The sequence below is a fragment of the Peptoniphilus gorbachii genome (genome assembly GCF_016908115.1).
In the GTDB taxonomy this organism is placed as follows: Bacteria; Bacillota; Clostridia; order Tissierellales; family Peptoniphilaceae; genus Peptoniphilus_A; species Peptoniphilus_A gorbachii.
Genome location: NZ_JAFBDH010000014.1, coordinates 18,454 through 34,032 on the forward strand (window position 1 = coordinate 18,454; position 15,579 = coordinate 34,032).

The following is a 15,579-nucleotide window of genomic DNA, read 5'->3' on the forward strand; positions in this document are numbered from 1 at the left end:
ATGAAAACCTTTAAAATTTTAAAAGTTTTCAAAAATAAAAAGACGCATCTGCGTCTTTAGTTAAAAATCAAATATCAAGATACATCCTCAAAAGTCCAAGAATTAGAAGATGCACTGGATAAAATAAATAATTAAAAATTTTATTTTGTTTTCCCTTTTCACCATTATACATTATAGTTAGACCAAATCCAAGTATTGACCAAACTTCTTTAATAATACTTAAATAGGCAAGGACTGCTGAAGTAACAGGTTTATTGTAAAATATATAAAAGAAGAAAGCTGTGAGGATTGCGTGGAAATCATAATCTCCTGACACAAAAGTGCTAACAAAGTACATGACAATTAAAAGTGGAATTGATATAAATTTCCACCACTTGCGAATTTTATCCTCAAATTTGTTTCTAAATTCATCTAAGATCCATATAAAAATTAATGATAGAGCCAGAGAAAATAAGACATTATTTAATCTAAATTCTAAAAATACTTTTGATGAAAACATATCATAGGGCACTTCAGAAATCACTGCAAAGAAAAGTAAATTTAGTAAATATTTTTTCCTGCTGTGAGTTTTAAAAAATCCTTCCACTATAAAAAAGGAAAATAGGGGAAAGGCAATACGACCTAAAACATCAAAGACTGTAGAAATCTTTGATAGGGTGGATCCTACTTCAAGATAAGGTAAAATTATGCCCTTATTTATGTGGTCAATTAGCATAGAAATAAAGGCAATGTACTTTAACTGTGCCCCATTTAAAATTTGAATTTTTTTTAATTTTTCATTGTTAAATCTTTCCATTTTTCTTCTCTCTTATAAAATTATTGTCATTTTTTCTTAATTCTTTTTAAAATTATCTTTTAAATCTTTATAGTCTCTCATAATATTTTCTATTATATCTTTTACACTTTCAATTTTATTTAAATACTCGTAGCCCTCTCCTGCCATAACAGAACCCCAAACTACATCTCCATCTATGACAGCTTTTTTGCCAGATCCTTTTGCGTATTTTTCAAACTCATCTTCCCCAAGCTTATTTATTTCAATTTCTAAAAGTTTTTCAGCCAATTTATTTTTGTAACATCTTATTGGATGAGATGTTGTAATTCCTGTTACAATTGTATCTCTGTCACTGGCATCGATTAAAAGTTTTTTAAAATTTTCATGAATTGGGGCTTCCCTTGACACTAAAAATCTTGTGCCCATTTGCACTCCACTTGCTCCCAAAATTTCTGCAGCAAGAATTTGTCTTCCTGTGTAAATTCCACCAGCAGAAATCACAGGAATTTTTACAGAGTCAGCAATTTCTGGAAGAGCTGGGAAGGTATTGAGCTTGCCAATATGTCCTCCTGCTTCTGCTCCTTCAAAGACACAGGCAGTGGCACCAAGACGCTCAACTTTTTGTGCCATTTTTTTATTGGCAATAATTGGAATTACCTTTAAACCATTTTTTAGCCAATAATCAAAATATTTCTCAGGATTTCCCGCACCACAAGTTATAATTTTTACTCCCTCTTCCACAATTATTTTATTAAGCTCATGAATTTCAGGATGAATCATTACCATATTTACGCCAAAGGGCTTATCTGTCATCTTTTTTATTTTTCTTATTTCAGATCTAACTTTCTCTGGACTAAAGCCACCACTTGCTATCATACCAAGGCCACCAGCTTCTGAAACCGCTCCAGCAAGTTCTGCTGTAGAAATATTTGCCATGGCACCTTGCAAAATTGGATATTTTATCTTTAAAAGATCATGAATTTTCATATAACCCCCAAATTTTTTAAATATATAAAATATTTAAACTTAGTAAATTATTGTAACTTTATCAAAAATTTAGTCTTTAACTTAATTATCTACAAAAATATTTTAAATAAAAAACCAGAGAAAATTTTAACTCTGGTCTTAATACTTACTATTTTCTAAATTCACCGTGACCAAATATTATATACTTGTAGCTTACAAGCTCATCTAAGCCAACTGGTCCCCTTGCGTGGAGTTTTTGTGTTGATATGCCAAGTTCTGCTCCCTTGCCAAATTCTCCACCATCTGTAAATCTTGTTGATGCATTGACATAGACGCAGGCAGAGTCAACTTCTTCTAAAAATTTCATTGCCCTTTCATAGGATTTTGTCAAAATTGCTTCAGAGTGTCCCGTAGAATATCTTGTGATGTGGTCAATTGCTTCATCAACATCTTTTACAGTCTTGACAGAAAATTCGTAGTCAAGATATTCACGTCCAAAATCATCTTCTGTAGCAGGGACTGCCTTTTTAAATTTATTAATAGATTTTTCATCTGCGTGAACTTTAATATTATATTTGTCGATTATATCATTTAACAAGTCATAAAACTTGTCTTCTAGATTTTCATTAACCACAAGAGATTCCATGGCATTGCAAACTCCAATTCTTTGTGTTTTTGCATTTTCTATAATCTTTATAGCCTTTTCTATATCAGCATCTTCATCAACATAAATGTGACAATTGCCAACGCCAGTTTCAATTACAGGTACCTTGGCATTTTCCACAACAGAATTAATTAGAGATGCTGAGCCTCTTGGAAGTAAAAGGTCTACATAGCCTTTAAGCTGCATTAATTCCTTTGAAGATTCTCTTGAAGTATCCTTTACTATTTGCACAAAATTTTCGTCATAGCCAGCATTTTTTATGCCCAGTCTTATGGCATCAGCAATGGCAATATTTGAATTTATAGATTCTTTCCCACCACGAAGAATTATGGTAGAAGATGCCTTTAAGGACAAAATGGCAGCATCAAGAGTAACATTTGGTCTTGATTCATAAATTATGGCAATAACTCCCATGGGAACAGTTTTCTTTCCAATTAAAAGTCCTGCATAATTTTCTTCCATGGACAAAACTTTTCCTACTGGGTCCTTAAAATCTATAACATCATCAATAGATTTTGCCATGGCTTCAATTCTCGCCTCATTTAAAAGAAGTCTATCAATTAAACCTTCAGGCATATTATTTTCTCTGCCCTTTTTTATGTCTGTTTCATTGGCAGCTAAAATCTTTTTACTTTCAGATAAAAGTGAATCCTTAATAGATTCCAGCATTTTATTTTTTTCAGCTGTATTTAATTTTTTTAATTTGTAAGAAGCTTCCTTTGCAATTTTTCCAAGCTCTTTAACACTTAAAATATGTTCCAATTTCTTCTCCTTTAACTATATCTCTAATTGTCTTCATGTTTTCTCCAGATGCAATTACAACCTGGATGTTTTTTTCTATAGCAAGCTTTGCTGCCTTAATTTTTGTATACATTCCACCAGTTCCAACATTGGATTCTGTTTCCTTTGCCATACCTTCAACATCATTAATATTATCCACTTGGTGAATAATTTTTGCATCCTTATTTTTTCTCGGATCGTCTGTATAAAGTCCCTCTATATCTGTAAGCATAATCAAAAGATCTGCTTCTGTAATTCTTGATATTATGGCAGAAAGTGTATCGTTATCGCCAAATTTTATTTCATAAGTGGAAATTGTGTCATTTTCATTTATTATTGGAATGGCATTCATTCCCTGCAATTTTTCAAAAGTATTCTTTGCATTTTCCCTCATCTCGTCATCTTTTTCAATTTGTCTTGTGAGAAGTATTTGCGCAGAGTTGTAGCCATAGGAAATAAGTGACCTATCATAAATATTAGTTAGGGCTACTTGACCAACTGCTGCTGCAGCTTGTTTAACTGAAGTTTCTTTTGGTCTTTCAGATAAATTTAATTTTGCACGACCTGCTGCAATGGCACCTGAAGATACTAAAATAACATCAATGCCTTGGTTTTTTAAATTAGCAATTTCAAAGCACAATTCATCAATTTTTTGTAAATTTATTTTTCCATTGTCATGAGTAATAGATGATGATCCAACTTTTATGACAACTTTTTTTATTTCTCTTGAAAATTTTCTCATTTCAATCACCTTAGATATAATATACTTTAAAATTTTACATTAGTAAATATTTTTTATCATTTATAAGAAAAAAGTAGACTTTTAAATAAATAATCATAGCATTTTAAATTTCTTTTACCTAAAATTTTCCTTATGCTATAATATCCTTGGAGTGTGATTATTTTGCCAAAAATTTTAAGAAAAAAAGAACTTGCGCCAAATATTTATTTATTTGACATATATGCACCTAAAATTGCAGCTTCTGCAAAACCAGGTCAATTTATTATTTTAATAGCAGACAAATATTCTGAGAGAATACCTCTCACAATTTCTGATTACAATGTAGAAAGAGGTAGCGTACAAATAGTTGTACAAGCTTCTGGAGAATCAACTAAAAAAATTGCAGCCTTTGAAGAAGGAGAAAACTTTAAAGATTTTGTTGGACCTCTTGGTCACGCATCTGATTTTTGCGACATGGACCTTGAATCTTTAAAGGACAAAAAATATCTATTCGTTGCTGGCGGCGTTGGAACTGCACCAGTTTATCCTCAAGCAAAATTTTTTAAGGACCATGGACTTCACTGCGACATAATTATTGGAGCAAAGTCAAAAGAATTTGTAATCCTAGAAGATGAATTAAAATCTGTCTGCGACAATTTATACATAGCAACAGATGATGGTTCTTACGGTTTTAAGGGTCTTGTTACTGATAAAATCGTAGCCTTAATTGAAAATGAAAATAAAAAATATGATCATGTGGTTTCCATTGGACCTATGATTATGATGAAGTTTGTTTGTTTAACTACAAAAAAATATAATCTTCCAACAACAGTCTCCCTTAACCCAATAATGGTGGATGGAACTGGAATGTGTGGAGCTTGTCGTGTTAGCATAGATGGCAAAACTAAATTTGCCTGCGTTGATGGACCAGAATTTGATGGTCACTTAGTTGACTTTGATTCTGCAATGAAAAGACAAAGACAATACATCAACAACAAGAAGACTAAGACAATAAAAGATCACCACTGCACAATGGATCTTGCAGTATCTGATCACTTAGCAGAATCTGTACAAGATAAAAACTTAGAAGGTCAAGAAAAAGATGGCTTTGTCATAAAAAAAGCTGAAGATAGATTTAAACGCGTGCCAATTGCTGAACAAGCACCTGAAGAGAGAAATAAAAATTTCAAAGAAGTTTGCCTTGGCTACACAGCAGAAGAAGCTGTAGAAGAAGCAAGCAGATGTCTTAACTGTAAAAAACCTGGCTGTGTTGGTGGTTGTCCTGTCTCCATTGACATACCTGGCTTTATAAAGGAAATTGCCAATGGTAATTTCAAGGAAGCTTATAAGGTTCTTTCCCTTTACACATCTCTTCCTGCAGTTTGCGGAAGAGTTTGTCCACAAGAAACACAATGTGAAGAAAGATGCGTCCTTTTAAATCGTGGCGACTCTGTTTCCATTGGTAAGCTTGAAAGATTTGCAGCAGACTATGCAAGACGTCACCAAATTAAAGAAGTTGGCGAAATAAGAAAACTAAATAAAAAAGTAGCTGTTGTTGGAGCAGGTCCTGCAGGTCTTACTTGTGCAGGTGAACTTGCAAAAATGGGTTACGATGTGACAATTTTTGAAGCCCTTCAACAATCTGGTGGAGTTTTAATTTACGGCATACCAGAATTTAGACTTCCCGATGAAGTTGTGGAATACGAAGTAGAAAATATTAAAAATCTCGGCGTAAAAATAGAAAACAACTTTGTCATAGGAAGAACTATGACTATTGATGACATAATAAAAGAAGGCTACCAAGCTGTATTTATTGGATCTGGCGCAGGTCTTCCTAAATTTATGAATATTCCTGGAGAAAACTTAAATGGAGTTTACTCTGCAAATGAATTTTTGACAAGAAATAATTTAATGAGATCCTTTGACGAAGAATATGACACTCCAGTAAATGTTGGCGAAAAAGTTGCCGTAGTTGGTGGTGGAAATGTAGCAATGGATGCTGCAAGAGTTGCCAAGAGACTTGGCGCCGATGTTTCCATTGTCTATAGAAGAACTGAAAAAGAACTTCCTGCAAGAACTGAAGAAGTTCATCACGCAAAGGAAGAAGGCATTAAATTTGAAATGCTGACTAATCCAGTGGAAATTCTTGGAGACGATGAAGGCTGGGTTAAGTCCCTTAAATGTGTGAGAAATGAACTTGGAGAACCTGATTCATCAGGAAGAAGAAGACCAGTGCCAATTTCAGGCAGCGAATATGAAGAAAAATTCCAAACAGTTATCATGGCTCTTGGAACAAATCCAAACCCACTAATTTCTTCAACTACAAAAAATCTTGACATAGAAAAATGGGGCGGCATAATTGTAAATGAAGAATCGCAAACATCTCGTAAGGAAATCTTTGCTGGTGGAGATGCCGTTACAGGATCTGCAACAGTAATCCTTGCCATGGGTGCTGGAAAAAATGCAGCAAAGTCTATTGATGAGTTTTTGAGAAATAAATAAGATAAAGATAAAAATTAAGGGAAGAGTCTTACCTCTTCCCTTTTTTATATTATTTTTTAAAAATGCAAAGCCAAACTGCCCTATCTTGACTCCTTACTCTGTGAATTTCGTGAGGTCTTATCTCTAGTGTGTCTCCCTTTTCTAAACTTATAATCCTTCCATTATCATATTCTATTTCAGCCAGACCTCCAAGTAAAAACACAATTTCAAGTTCCTCTTGGTCATAAAAGTCTGTGACTTGATTTAGTGACATAGTCCTAATTATTTTTAGACTATCATCTTCATAAATTTTTTCTTCAATTTCTCCATCATTGGAGAATTTTATATTTTTAAAAACATTGTATAATTCTTTCATGTCCTCATTATAGCATGATTTTAATCTCTTTTTATAATCATAAAATTATTTGCTATAATTATAAAAAGAGGTGCTATATGTTTAGAGAAATGAGAAGAATAAAACAAGAGCTTCCCCTTGATGAAGCTAAAAAATTGCTTAAAGAAAATAAAAGAGGAGTCCTTTCTTTTAATGGCGACGATAATTACCCCTATTCCCTTCCCATAAATTATTTTTATGATGATGAAGAGAATAGAATTTATTTTCATGGTTCAAAGACTGGCTACAAGGTGGATTGTATTGAAAAAAATAACAAATCATGTTTTGTTACTTATGGAGATGAAGAGCTTTCAGATAATGGCTGGTCTTATTACCTAAAAAGCGTAATTGCCTTTGGTAAAATAGAAATAGTAAAAGACCAAGAGCTTGCTGCAAGAAAATTAAGTGAACTTGCTTCAAGATACTATCCTTCTCTTTCAGAAGTTGATGCAGCCATGGTAAGAAGTTTTAAGAATGTCTTAGTTTATTATCTTGCCATTGAACATATAACTTGTAAGAAAGTTCATGAAAAATAAAAATTTCTCACTAAAAAAGCCAAGGAAAAACCTTGGCTATTTTTATATATTTACTTCTCTTTCTTTTAGCATCTTTTCTCTTTGCCCTGCCCTATAATGAGCAAATATTGAGCCAATTAAATTTTGAACTACAGAAAAAATTGCTCCTGGAAGGGCTGCCAGTGGATTTATGGCAAAATTTGTATTTGCAAGTACCACTGCAAGACCTGAATTTTGTGTTCCAACTTCAATAGATAAAGTTGACTTCTTATCATAATCAAGACCAGTTAATTTTCCAACTCCAAGTCCAACTAAAAGTCCCAAGAAGTTGTGAATAATTACAACTCCAAAAACTAAAAGACCTGAAGTCATAATCTTTTCTGCATTAAGTCCAACTATGGCTGCAATTATTAGAGCTATTGCCATAGAAGAAATTAGAGGAAAAATAAAATCAATTTTCTTTATTTTATTTTTCAAAAGTGTATTTGTAATAATTCCAAGTCCTACTGGAATTACAATTACCTTTACTATTGAGATAAACATAGACATAAAGGACACTTCAACAATTGAGCCTGCCATTAAATAAACAAGAAGAGGCGTAACTATTGGTGCAAGTAAAGTTGATGCCACTGTCAAAAGAACTGAATAAGCAAGATCACCTTCTGCAATGTGAGAAAGTACATTTGATGCAGTTCCACCAGGGCAAGCTCCCACTAAAATTACTCCAAGGGCAATGTCCTTTGGTAATTTAAATAGGACAGATAATGCCAAAGCCAATAGAGGCATAATTGTATACTGGCAAAGTGCTCCCAAAAAAATTATTTTCGGCGCCTTTAAAAGATTTTTAAAATCCCTAGTTTCTATGCTAGTTCCCATTCCAAACATGGCTGCTGCCAAAAATAGTGAAGTGTATTTAGTCATAAAACTAAAACTATTTGGATATCTAAGAGCGCAAGCTGACAAAAATAAAATTATTATGATGAGATACTTCTCAATGTAATGTGAAATTTTTCTAAACATCTCATACCTCATAGAAGAAGTTGTCAATTAGTCTAGTTTTTCCAAATCTTACAGCAAGAGCCACTAAGACATCTCCATCTATTATGTCTACATCTTTTATTTCTTTTGTGTCTACAACTTGAACATATTCAATGTCAGAAAGCTTTTCTGTCTTAATTTCATCTACAATGATTTTTATTAAGTCTTCTGCCTTCATTCCCTTTTTAATTGCAGCTCTTCCCTTTTCAAGAGCCTTGTGAAGAATTGGTGCAGCCTTTCTTTCTTCTTCTGAAAGATATACATTTCTTGAAGAAATTGCAAGCCCATCATCTTCTCTTTTAATAGGACATGGCACTATATTGATGCCAAAGTTTAGGTCATAAACAGCTTTTTTTACAATTAAAAATTGTTGTGCATCCTTTCTTCCGAAGTAAGCATTAGTAGGTTTAAAGATGTGGAAAAGTTTAGTCAAAACTGTCAAGACACCTCTAAAGTGAATTGGACGAGTCTTGCCACACAAATTATCCTTTAAATCTTCAATAGTCACATAAGTTTTGTGATTTTGATAAAATTCCTTGGGATCTGGAGTAAAAACTGCGTCTACACCAGCATCTTCGCAAAGTTTAAAATCTCTCTCTTCATCTCTTGGATAGGCTTCATAATCTTCACCTGGTCCAAATTGAGTTGGGTTTACAAAAATAGATACAACAACAATATCGTTATTCTTTCTTGCTTCGTCGATTAAAGACTTGTGTCCTGCGTGCAAAAATCCCATAGTTGGAACTAAGCCTACAGACTTTTGGTAATTTCCCTTGGTAAATTCCAATGCCTCTTCGACATTTCTTAATACTTTCATTTTCTCTCTCCTTAAAATTTTTTTGGAGAATATTTACTTATAAATATTTAAGTACGGTTTATAAAAAATACCGTCTCCGGCAATTATTATAACAAACTTTTAAAGATTTTTAAAATTAAAAAGGCCATGAATTTCTCCATTAGCCTTTTATATCTAAAATCTTAAAATCATTAATTTCTTTTACAAAAACTTTTTTATTTTTTACAAGTTCTTCTAATTTATTTTCCTCGCCAAAAACTATTTTTATTTCATCTTTTAAGACTAAATCATAGGATTTTACATAGTCCAGAATTTTTTCTTCCTCTGATAAATTTTCATCTCTTTCTTCTAGACTTAAATTTTCCAGTAAAAATTCCTCAACTCTTGAGAAGTCCATAATATTTTGAAGAACCCTATTATTTTCTGTTATTAAAAATCCAGGAAGTTTTTTTATTCTGTAGTCAAAGGCTTCCATTCTATTGGCTAGAAAAATATCCTGGCTGTTTTCGTAATTAAATAAAAATTCATCAAAGTCCACATTAAAACTTTTTAAAATTTCTCTTTCCACATCTAGCTCATAAATATTTTTCCCAAAAATTATTGCCTCTTCCAGAATTTTTCTCATGTAAGTTGAAGAATTTTCCTCGTTAATTTCCTTAAAGGCTAGAAAATATTTATCTAGTGGCTGAGATGACTTGTAGTCTTCTGTAAAAAGTTCTGGAGGATTTTTAAAACCAGGCATCTTTGTAATAGTTGCCGTCGCCCTATACATGTCATATAAAATTTTATTGCCCAGCTCAATAGAATTTTTTTCTCTAAAATTTTTAGGAAGAAATTCTTCATAATTTCCAATTAGTCCACCCATGACAAATTGGTAGTTAAAATTTTTATATTTTCTTTCAAATTTTCTAAGTATGGGAAAAAGTCCCCACAAAAATGGATCTAATACATCTGTAAATATTTTTAACATAGTAACCTCGCAATAAATAGTTTTTCTTTTATTCTATCATAAAAAAAAGAGGGGCGACCCCTCTTTCTCATCTATCTAAAATTCTTAGAGCTTTATAACCACTTTTTCTAACAGAAGCAACTCTAACTCCAGCCTTTGGTACAGACTCAACTACTTTTCCATCGCCAAGGTATATCATAATATGTGAGCCAGCTTTATTTAAAAGATCTCCCCTTCTTAAATCCTTCATTGGAATTTCTTTAACATTAGGAGATCCTTCAATTAGCCAAGAAAAGGCAGGTGCAATGTCAAAACCAGCCACATCAGCGGCGGCACCAACTAAGCCTGAACAGTCATATTGATCATAAGAAAAACCTTGTACGCTTAGGGCATAATTTATCATGTGCTCTATTTTTTCATTGTAATTTTGTGGAGAAGTGGCATACCACCAATTAAATCCAATGTTTTTTCCCTTTTTGGCAAGACCATAAACTTGATTTTTATCTGCAGTGAAATTTACAAAATCAGAATTATTTCCATAGTTTATTTCATATCTTTCTTCTATTGGGGCATTAAAAATATAAGATACATTTTTATATTTTTTATCAAGATTTACAAGCTCCATGTATTTAATTTCATACATATTATTTGAAGCGTTAAGCTTCTTTGCTTTTACAAAAGGCACAAAAATATTTTTCTTAAACCAATTATTTAAATATGCCTCGCTCATATTTACTTCATTATCGTCTATACATATAGATTTATTTTTAAAATTAGCATAATTCATATAAATTGCTGCAGTTCCCTTTGGGATACTAATAAAATCTTTACACTTTTTAAAGTTTGTAATTTTAGAATTTTTTATCTCTATAAGATAACCTGGTGAAACATTTACTTTTATTGGACTTCCACTGGCTGGAATATAGCAAAATGTATTATCAGTAGTTACAGAATCATTTGAAAAAGATAGCTCTTTCTGAACTTCTGAAACAAGTTTATTTAAATCTTTTTCAGCCTTAGCACTTGAGATATTAGGATTTATAATTACAGTGTTACTTTCATTGTCATAGTCAACCATAAAATCTAGGACATCTCCTAAATCACGAAGCTTAAAATAATTATTGCCTTCAATATTATATCCATCTATTTTAATTTCCTTATTGTCTACAAAAATTTTTTGTTTTGTCTCATGAGCTTCTTTATCACCATAAATTTTCTTTACCATTTCCATAGCGTCATAATCTGAATAATTTTTGCCAGTACTAATAAAAACTGCGTCCTTACTTTCATCATATTTCACATCAAATTTTTTGACAGTGTGATTCATGTAATTTGCAAGAGTTCGAAGTTTAAAGTAATTATAATTATTTATATTATAAGTTGAGAAAGGTAAAGTCCTTTCACTATCATCTGGATCAATAATTTTAATAGAGGACTTGTTGTTAGGCGATGCAGAAATTGCAAAGGCTCCCTGTGGAAGTAAAAGTCCTATAAATAAAATAAGTAACAATAAAAATTTTTTCATAATATTCTCCTTTTAATTTATTCTCTTACTTATATTCTATCATTTAAAGCTCTAAAGTAAATTGTTAAAGAAAATAAAAATTTATATAATTTTATTTAAAATGTGAATAATAATTAACTCAAATAGGAACTCTTTTTTGCAAAATTTTAATTTTATATTTCCTAATTACTACTAATGGATTAAAAAAAATAGCTTAAATATGAATTATTTATCTTTTTGTAAAATTTAAAGGAAAACCCAATATCTTGTTTTCATTCTTTAATTTCCCTACTATATGTAGTATAATTATATCTATCGAAAATAATTATATTAATTAGAAAGGATGGGTAAAATGCCACAAGTTATTAAGAGAAATGGCAAAAAAGTTGATTTCAATAGAGATAAAATCGTAATCGCCATTGAAAAAGCCATGCACTCAAGCTCTGGTGTATACATAGAAAACCAGGCGCTAGAAATTGCAAAGGAAATTGAAGCCCTTGCAAATAATAAGGAACTTCCACTTTCAATTTATGACATAGAAAGTGAAGTTTATTACCGTTTAATTCAAAATGACAATCCTGCCACTGCAAGAGCCTACGAATCTTACAAAGCTGTTCAACAATTTAAGCGTGAACAAAATACTACTGATGAGGGCATATTAGGTCTTTTAAATGAAACTAATGAAGACTTAATGGACGAAAACTCAAATAAAAATGCCATCATCGCCTCTACTCAAAGAGATTTAATAGCAGGCGAAGTGTCAAAAGACATTGCCAAGAGAAAAATGATTCCTGCAGATTTAGTTGAAGCACATGAATCAGGTGCCATTCACATTCACGACATGGACTATTTTATCCAACCTATTTTTAACTGCTGTCTAGTCAACATGAAGGACATGCTTGACAATGGAACTGTTGTCAATGGAAAGATGATCGAAACTCCAAAATCCTTCCAAGTTGCCTGCAATGTTATGACACAAATTATTGCACAAATTGCATCAAACCAATATGGCGGACAAAGTATTAACATATCTTGTCTAGGCAAATACTTAAGAAGATCCTACGAAAAGAATTTAAATCTTGCCCTAGATACCTTAGGTGACATTGAACTTGCTGAAAAAATGGCAGACAGAATGACTAGAAAAGATCTTGAAAGCGGAATTCAAACTATTCAGTATCAAATAAACACACTCATGACTTCCAATGGTCAAGCACCTTTTGTCACACTTTTCATGTGGCTTGAAGACAATGACCAATACGTTGACGAAGTTGCCATGATTATTGAAGAAATTTTGAAGCAAAGAATTCAAGGCATAAAAAATGATGCAGGAGTTTATGTTACTCCAGCTTTCCCTAAATTAATTTATGTACTTGACGAAAATAACGTCAACAAGGATTCAAAATATTATTATTTGACTTCCCTTGCCATTAGATGTACTGCAAAGAGAATGTACCCAGACTACATCTCTGCAAAGAAAATGCGTGCCAACTACGAAGGCAATGTCTTCTCACCAATGGGCTGTCGTGCCTTCCTTCCTCCCTACAAGGACGAAAAGGGCAACTACAAGTTTGAAGGAAGATTTAACATGGGCGCTTGCTCCATTAACCTACCTCAAATTGGAATCTTAGCTGGCGGAGATGAAGAAAAATTCTTTGAAATCTTAGAAAAGAGACTTGATTTAGTTAAGAGAGTTGGACTTCTTCGCTACGAACACTTAAAAAAAGTTACAAGCGATTCATCTCCAATTCACTGGCAACATGGTGCCATAGCAAGACTTGGCAAGCACGAGCCAATTGCACCACTACTAGAAAATGGTTACTCCACAGTTTCCCTTGGCTACATTGGAATTTATGAAGCAACTGTGTTAACTAAGGGCGTAAGTCACACTGACAAGAAGGGCTATGACTTTGCCATGAGAATAATGGACGCCATGAATGATGCTGTAAAAAAATGGACTGCGGAATATGGAATTAAGTTCACACTTTATGCAACACCTGCAGAGTCACTTACACAAAGATTTGCCAACATTGACAAGGAAAGATTTGGCATTATCGAAAATGTAACTGACAAGGGTTACTACATCAACTCCTTCCATGTTGATGTTCGTGAAAAAATTTCTGCCTTCGAAAAATTTACCTTTGAAGCAAAATTCCAAGATAAATCAACTGGCGGCTGCATCTCCTATGTAGAAATACCAAACATGGGTCACAACCTAGAAGCACTTGAAACAATTGTAAGATTTATTTATGACAACATTCAATACGCAGAGTTCAACACAAAATCAGACTACTGCTCTGAATGTGGCTTTGATGGTGAAATAAAACTTAACGATGAAGGTGAGTGGGAATGTCCACAATGTCACAACACAGATAGGTCAACTCTAAGCGTAGTAAGAAGAACTTGTGGCTACCTTGGTGAAAACTTCTGGAACGAAGGCCGTACTAAAGAAATCAACGCAAGGGTGCTACACATCTAATGAATTATGCGCAAATAAGAAAGTATGATGTGGCAAATGGACCTGGCATAAGGACCACAATTTTTGTTACAGGTTGCACTCACAATTGTCACAACTGTTTTAACAAAGAATACCAAGACTTTAACTTTGGCGAGCCTTGGACTGACAAGGAAACAAGAGAAGTCATTGACTATTTAAAACTAGATGAAGTAAAGGGGCTTACGCTACTTGGCGGTGAGCCCTTTCAAAATGAAGTGGACCTCTTAAAAGTTATTCGTGACATAAAAAAAGAAGTCCAAAAGGAAATTTGGATCTTCTCTGGTTATACTTATGAAGAAATTTTAAATGACGAGAATAAAAAAAATCTCCTAAAGGAATGTGACGTCCTTGTAGACGGAAGATTTGTAGAAGCCCTAAAGGATTTAAAGCTAAGATTTCGCGGCTCATCAAACCAAAGGATAATTGACATAAAAAAATCCTTGGCGGCAAAGGAAGTAGTTTTATTTGACTTAAAATAATAATAAACTTAAATTTCTATAAAAAAGAAAAATGCCTCAGCTTTGAATGGTAAACATCACTGCTGAGGTCTTTTTTTGCCCTATTCTTCTGGAGGTATTGGCGTGTCTAAAGTTTCGTTATCAAAGAAGTCTGTGCCGTCATTGGCATTGTCTTGGAAGGTCCCAAGGGTGGAAACATAGTCCACGCCATCAATAGTATAATAAATTTCAACTCTTAGGTATTCCAGAAAATATTTTTCAAATTGAGTGCTATACCTCTTAGTTTCAAAATAATATCTGCCGTCATCAAGCCTATCTAACTCGCCTTCTATGACTCTCTGCTTTTCTTTGTCATCATAATGGGAAGCAGAGGCAAATATTTTTATCTTTGGAATTGCAGGCTCATAAACTTTTCCCTTATTTATGAACTCTACATAAAATTTATTATCTTCATTTAAGTGTATTGAAGGAATGTCACCTTCAATCCTACCATCAATTGTATCTCTTAGTTTCATTAGTTCTTTTTCAGAAAGATTTTCAAATTTCTCTCTCTCAAAGGTCCTTACAATTGGTTTCCTCTCATCATTGGACACCTGAACATTTACTTTATCCCCATGTATAGAATTGTTTCTTTTAAAATCTGGAGTTGGAGAAAAATAAATTTGTATAGCAACAAATAAAATTATTACAAGAAGAATCAGGATAGCAAAAACTTTTGCAACTTTACTTTTCATAATATCACCTAATTTATTATTACCCCTTTGCCCTTGATAAAAATAAAAATTCCCAATAAAAAAATCTTCCTCAAAGGGAAGATCTTTTTATCTTTAATATGTAATGAGATAACTCATTGTGGAATAATTAAAGCAAAATATTTACTAATTTTAAAAGGAGTATTTAAAATAAAAAGTCTATTGACAAAGATAAACTTGCATCAATAGACCTTTTAACTGGCGATAACTTACTCTCCCAGGCCGTTGCCAGCCAAGTACCATCAGCGGACTAATGCTTAACTTCTGTGTTCGGTATGGTTACAGGTGTGTC

At 32.7% G+C, this 15,579-nt stretch carries 14 protein-coding genes and 1 rRNA gene; 4 read left to right on the forward strand and 11 right to left on the reverse strand.

Annotated elements, in window-relative coordinates; all coding sequences use genetic code 11:
• Positions 1-67 precede the first annotated feature (67 nt).
• The 4 genes from JOD41_RS08810 to proB form a co-directional block, all read right to left on the reverse strand.
• Positions 68-796, reverse strand: coding sequence for a TraX family protein (locus JOD41_RS08810; protein ID WP_205052514.1), 729 nt, complete (start codon positions 794-796; stop codon positions 68-70).
• 36 nt (positions 797-832) lie between these two features.
• Positions 833-1,762 carry a nitronate monooxygenase gene (locus JOD41_RS08815; protein ID WP_205052515.1) on the reverse strand — a complete coding sequence of 310 codons (930 nt, stop codon included), beginning with the start codon at positions 1,760-1,762 and terminating at the stop codon, positions 833-835.
• Positions 1,763-1,910: 148 nt separating this feature from the next.
• Positions 1,911-3,167, reverse strand: a complete 1,257-nt coding sequence (locus JOD41_RS08820) for a glutamate-5-semialdehyde dehydrogenase (protein WP_205052516.1) — start codon at positions 3,165-3,167, stop codon at positions 1,911-1,913.
• The gene (gene proB / locus JOD41_RS08825; protein ID WP_205052517.1) at positions 3,145-3,927 is read right to left on the reverse strand and encodes a glutamate 5-kinase; all 783 of its coding nucleotides are present in this window, start codon (positions 3,925-3,927) and stop codon (positions 3,145-3,147) included. Before proB ends, JOD41_RS08820 begins: the two co-directional genes overlap by 23 nt.
• 162 nt (positions 3,928-4,089) lie before the next feature.
• Between proB and JOD41_RS08830 the strand changes: the two genes are divergently transcribed.
• Positions 4,090-6,408, forward strand: a complete 2,319-nt coding sequence (locus JOD41_RS08830; protein WP_205052518.1) for a bifunctional dihydroorotate dehydrogenase B NAD binding subunit/NADPH-dependent glutamate synthase — start codon at positions 4,090-4,092, stop codon at positions 6,406-6,408.
• Between the two features lie 49 nt (positions 6,409-6,457).
• On the opposite strand, the gene JOD41_RS08835 is transcribed toward JOD41_RS08830, so the two are convergent.
• Entirely contained in the window at positions 6,458-6,763 is a 306-nt protein-coding gene (locus tag JOD41_RS08835; RefSeq protein ID WP_205052519.1) for a cupin domain-containing protein, read from the reverse strand.
• A 77-nt stretch (positions 6,764-6,840) separates the two neighbouring features.
• On the opposite strand from JOD41_RS08835, the gene JOD41_RS08840 reads away from it, so the two are divergent.
• A complete protein-coding gene (locus JOD41_RS08840) occupies positions 6,841-7,317 on the forward strand; it encodes a pyridoxamine 5'-phosphate oxidase family protein (RefSeq protein ID WP_205052520.1) in 477 nt (158 codons plus the stop codon).
• Positions 7,318-7,359: 42 nt separating this feature from the next.
• On the opposite strand, the gene JOD41_RS08845 is transcribed toward JOD41_RS08840, so the two are convergent.
• The 4 genes from JOD41_RS08845 to JOD41_RS08860 form a co-directional block, all read right to left on the reverse strand.
• The gene (locus tag JOD41_RS08845; protein ID WP_205052521.1) at positions 7,360-8,316 is read right to left on the reverse strand and encodes a bile acid:sodium symporter family protein; all 957 of its coding nucleotides are present in this window, start codon (positions 8,314-8,316) and stop codon (positions 7,360-7,362) included.
• Position 8,317: 1 nt separating this feature from the next.
• A complete protein-coding gene (gene panC, locus JOD41_RS08850) occupies positions 8,318-9,151 on the reverse strand; it encodes a pantoate--beta-alanine ligase (protein ID WP_205052522.1) in 834 nt (277 codons plus the stop codon).
• Positions 9,152-9,290: 139 nt separating this feature from the next.
• A complete protein-coding gene (locus tag JOD41_RS08855; protein ID WP_205052523.1) occupies positions 9,291-10,100 on the reverse strand; it encodes a thioredoxin domain-containing protein in 810 nt (269 codons plus the stop codon).
• A gap of 67 nt (positions 10,101-10,167) precedes the next feature.
• Entirely contained in the window at positions 10,168-11,604 is a 1,437-nt protein-coding gene (locus JOD41_RS08860; RefSeq protein ID WP_205052524.1) for a C40 family peptidase, read from the reverse strand.
• A gap of 331 nt (positions 11,605-11,935) precedes the next feature.
• On the opposite strand from JOD41_RS08860, the gene nrdD reads away from it, so the two are divergent.
• Both nrdD and nrdG read left to right on the forward strand, forming a co-directional pair.
• Positions 11,936-14,059, forward strand: coding sequence for an anaerobic ribonucleoside-triphosphate reductase (gene nrdD, locus JOD41_RS08865; RefSeq protein ID WP_205052525.1), 2,124 nt, complete (start codon positions 11,936-11,938; stop codon positions 14,057-14,059).
• Positions 14,059-14,556, forward strand: a complete 498-nt coding sequence (gene nrdG / locus JOD41_RS08870) for an anaerobic ribonucleoside-triphosphate reductase activating protein (protein ID WP_205052526.1) — start codon at positions 14,059-14,061, stop codon at positions 14,554-14,556. The genes nrdD and nrdG overlap by 1 nt, the downstream gene beginning before the upstream one ends.
• Positions 14,557-14,636: 80 nt before the next feature.
• Here the strand turns inward: nrdG and JOD41_RS08875 are convergent, their stop codons facing one another.
• Positions 14,637-15,269: a hypothetical protein gene (locus JOD41_RS08875; RefSeq protein ID WP_205052527.1), complete on the reverse strand. Its 633-nt coding sequence runs from the start codon at positions 15,267-15,269 to the stop codon at positions 14,637-14,639.
• Positions 15,270-15,483: 214 nt separating this feature from the next.
• Positions 15,484-15,579, reverse strand: a 5S ribosomal RNA gene (rrf, locus tag JOD41_RS08880); the annotation flags it as partial.

Excerpts from the sequence above, each read along its gene's own strand:
- JOD41_RS08810 (WP_205052514.1), bottom strand. The coding sequence starts at position 796 with ATGGAAAGATTTAACAATGAAAAATTAAAAAAAATTCAAATTTTAAAT.
- JOD41_RS08815 (WP_205052515.1), bottom strand. The coding sequence starts at position 1,762 with ATGAAAATTCATGATCTTTTAAAGATAAAATATCCAATTTTGCAAGGT.
- proB (WP_205052517.1), bottom strand. The coding sequence starts at position 3,927 with ATGAGAAAATTTTCAAGAGAAATAAAAAAAGTTGTCATAAAAGTTGGA.
- JOD41_RS08835 (WP_205052519.1), bottom strand. The coding sequence starts at position 6,763 with ATGAAAGAATTATACAATGTTTTTAAAAATATAAAATTCTCCAATGAT.
- JOD41_RS08840 (WP_205052520.1), top strand. The coding sequence starts at position 6,841 with ATGTTTAGAGAAATGAGAAGAATAAAACAAGAGCTTCCCCTTGATGAA.
- JOD41_RS08845 (WP_205052521.1), bottom strand. The coding sequence starts at position 8,316 with ATGTTTAGAAAAATTTCACATTACATTGAGAAGTATCTCATCATAATA.
- panC (WP_205052522.1), bottom strand. The coding sequence starts at position 9,151 with ATGAAAGTATTAAGAAATGTCGAAGAGGCATTGGAATTTACCAAGGGA.
- JOD41_RS08855 (WP_205052523.1), bottom strand. The coding sequence starts at position 10,100 with ATGTTAAAAATATTTACAGATGTATTAGATCCATTTTTGTGGGGACTT.
- JOD41_RS08860 (WP_205052524.1), bottom strand. The coding sequence starts at position 11,604 with ATGAAAAAATTTTTATTGTTACTTATTTTATTTATAGGACTTTTACTT.
- nrdD (WP_205052525.1), top strand. The coding sequence starts at position 11,936 with ATGCCACAAGTTATTAAGAGAAATGGCAAAAAAGTTGATTTCAATAGA.
- nrdG (WP_205052526.1), top strand. The coding sequence starts at position 14,059 with ATGAATTATGCGCAAATAAGAAAGTATGATGTGGCAAATGGACCTGGC.
- JOD41_RS08875 (WP_205052527.1), bottom strand. The coding sequence starts at position 15,269 with ATGAAAAGTAAAGTTGCAAAAGTTTTTGCTATCCTGATTCTTCTTGTA.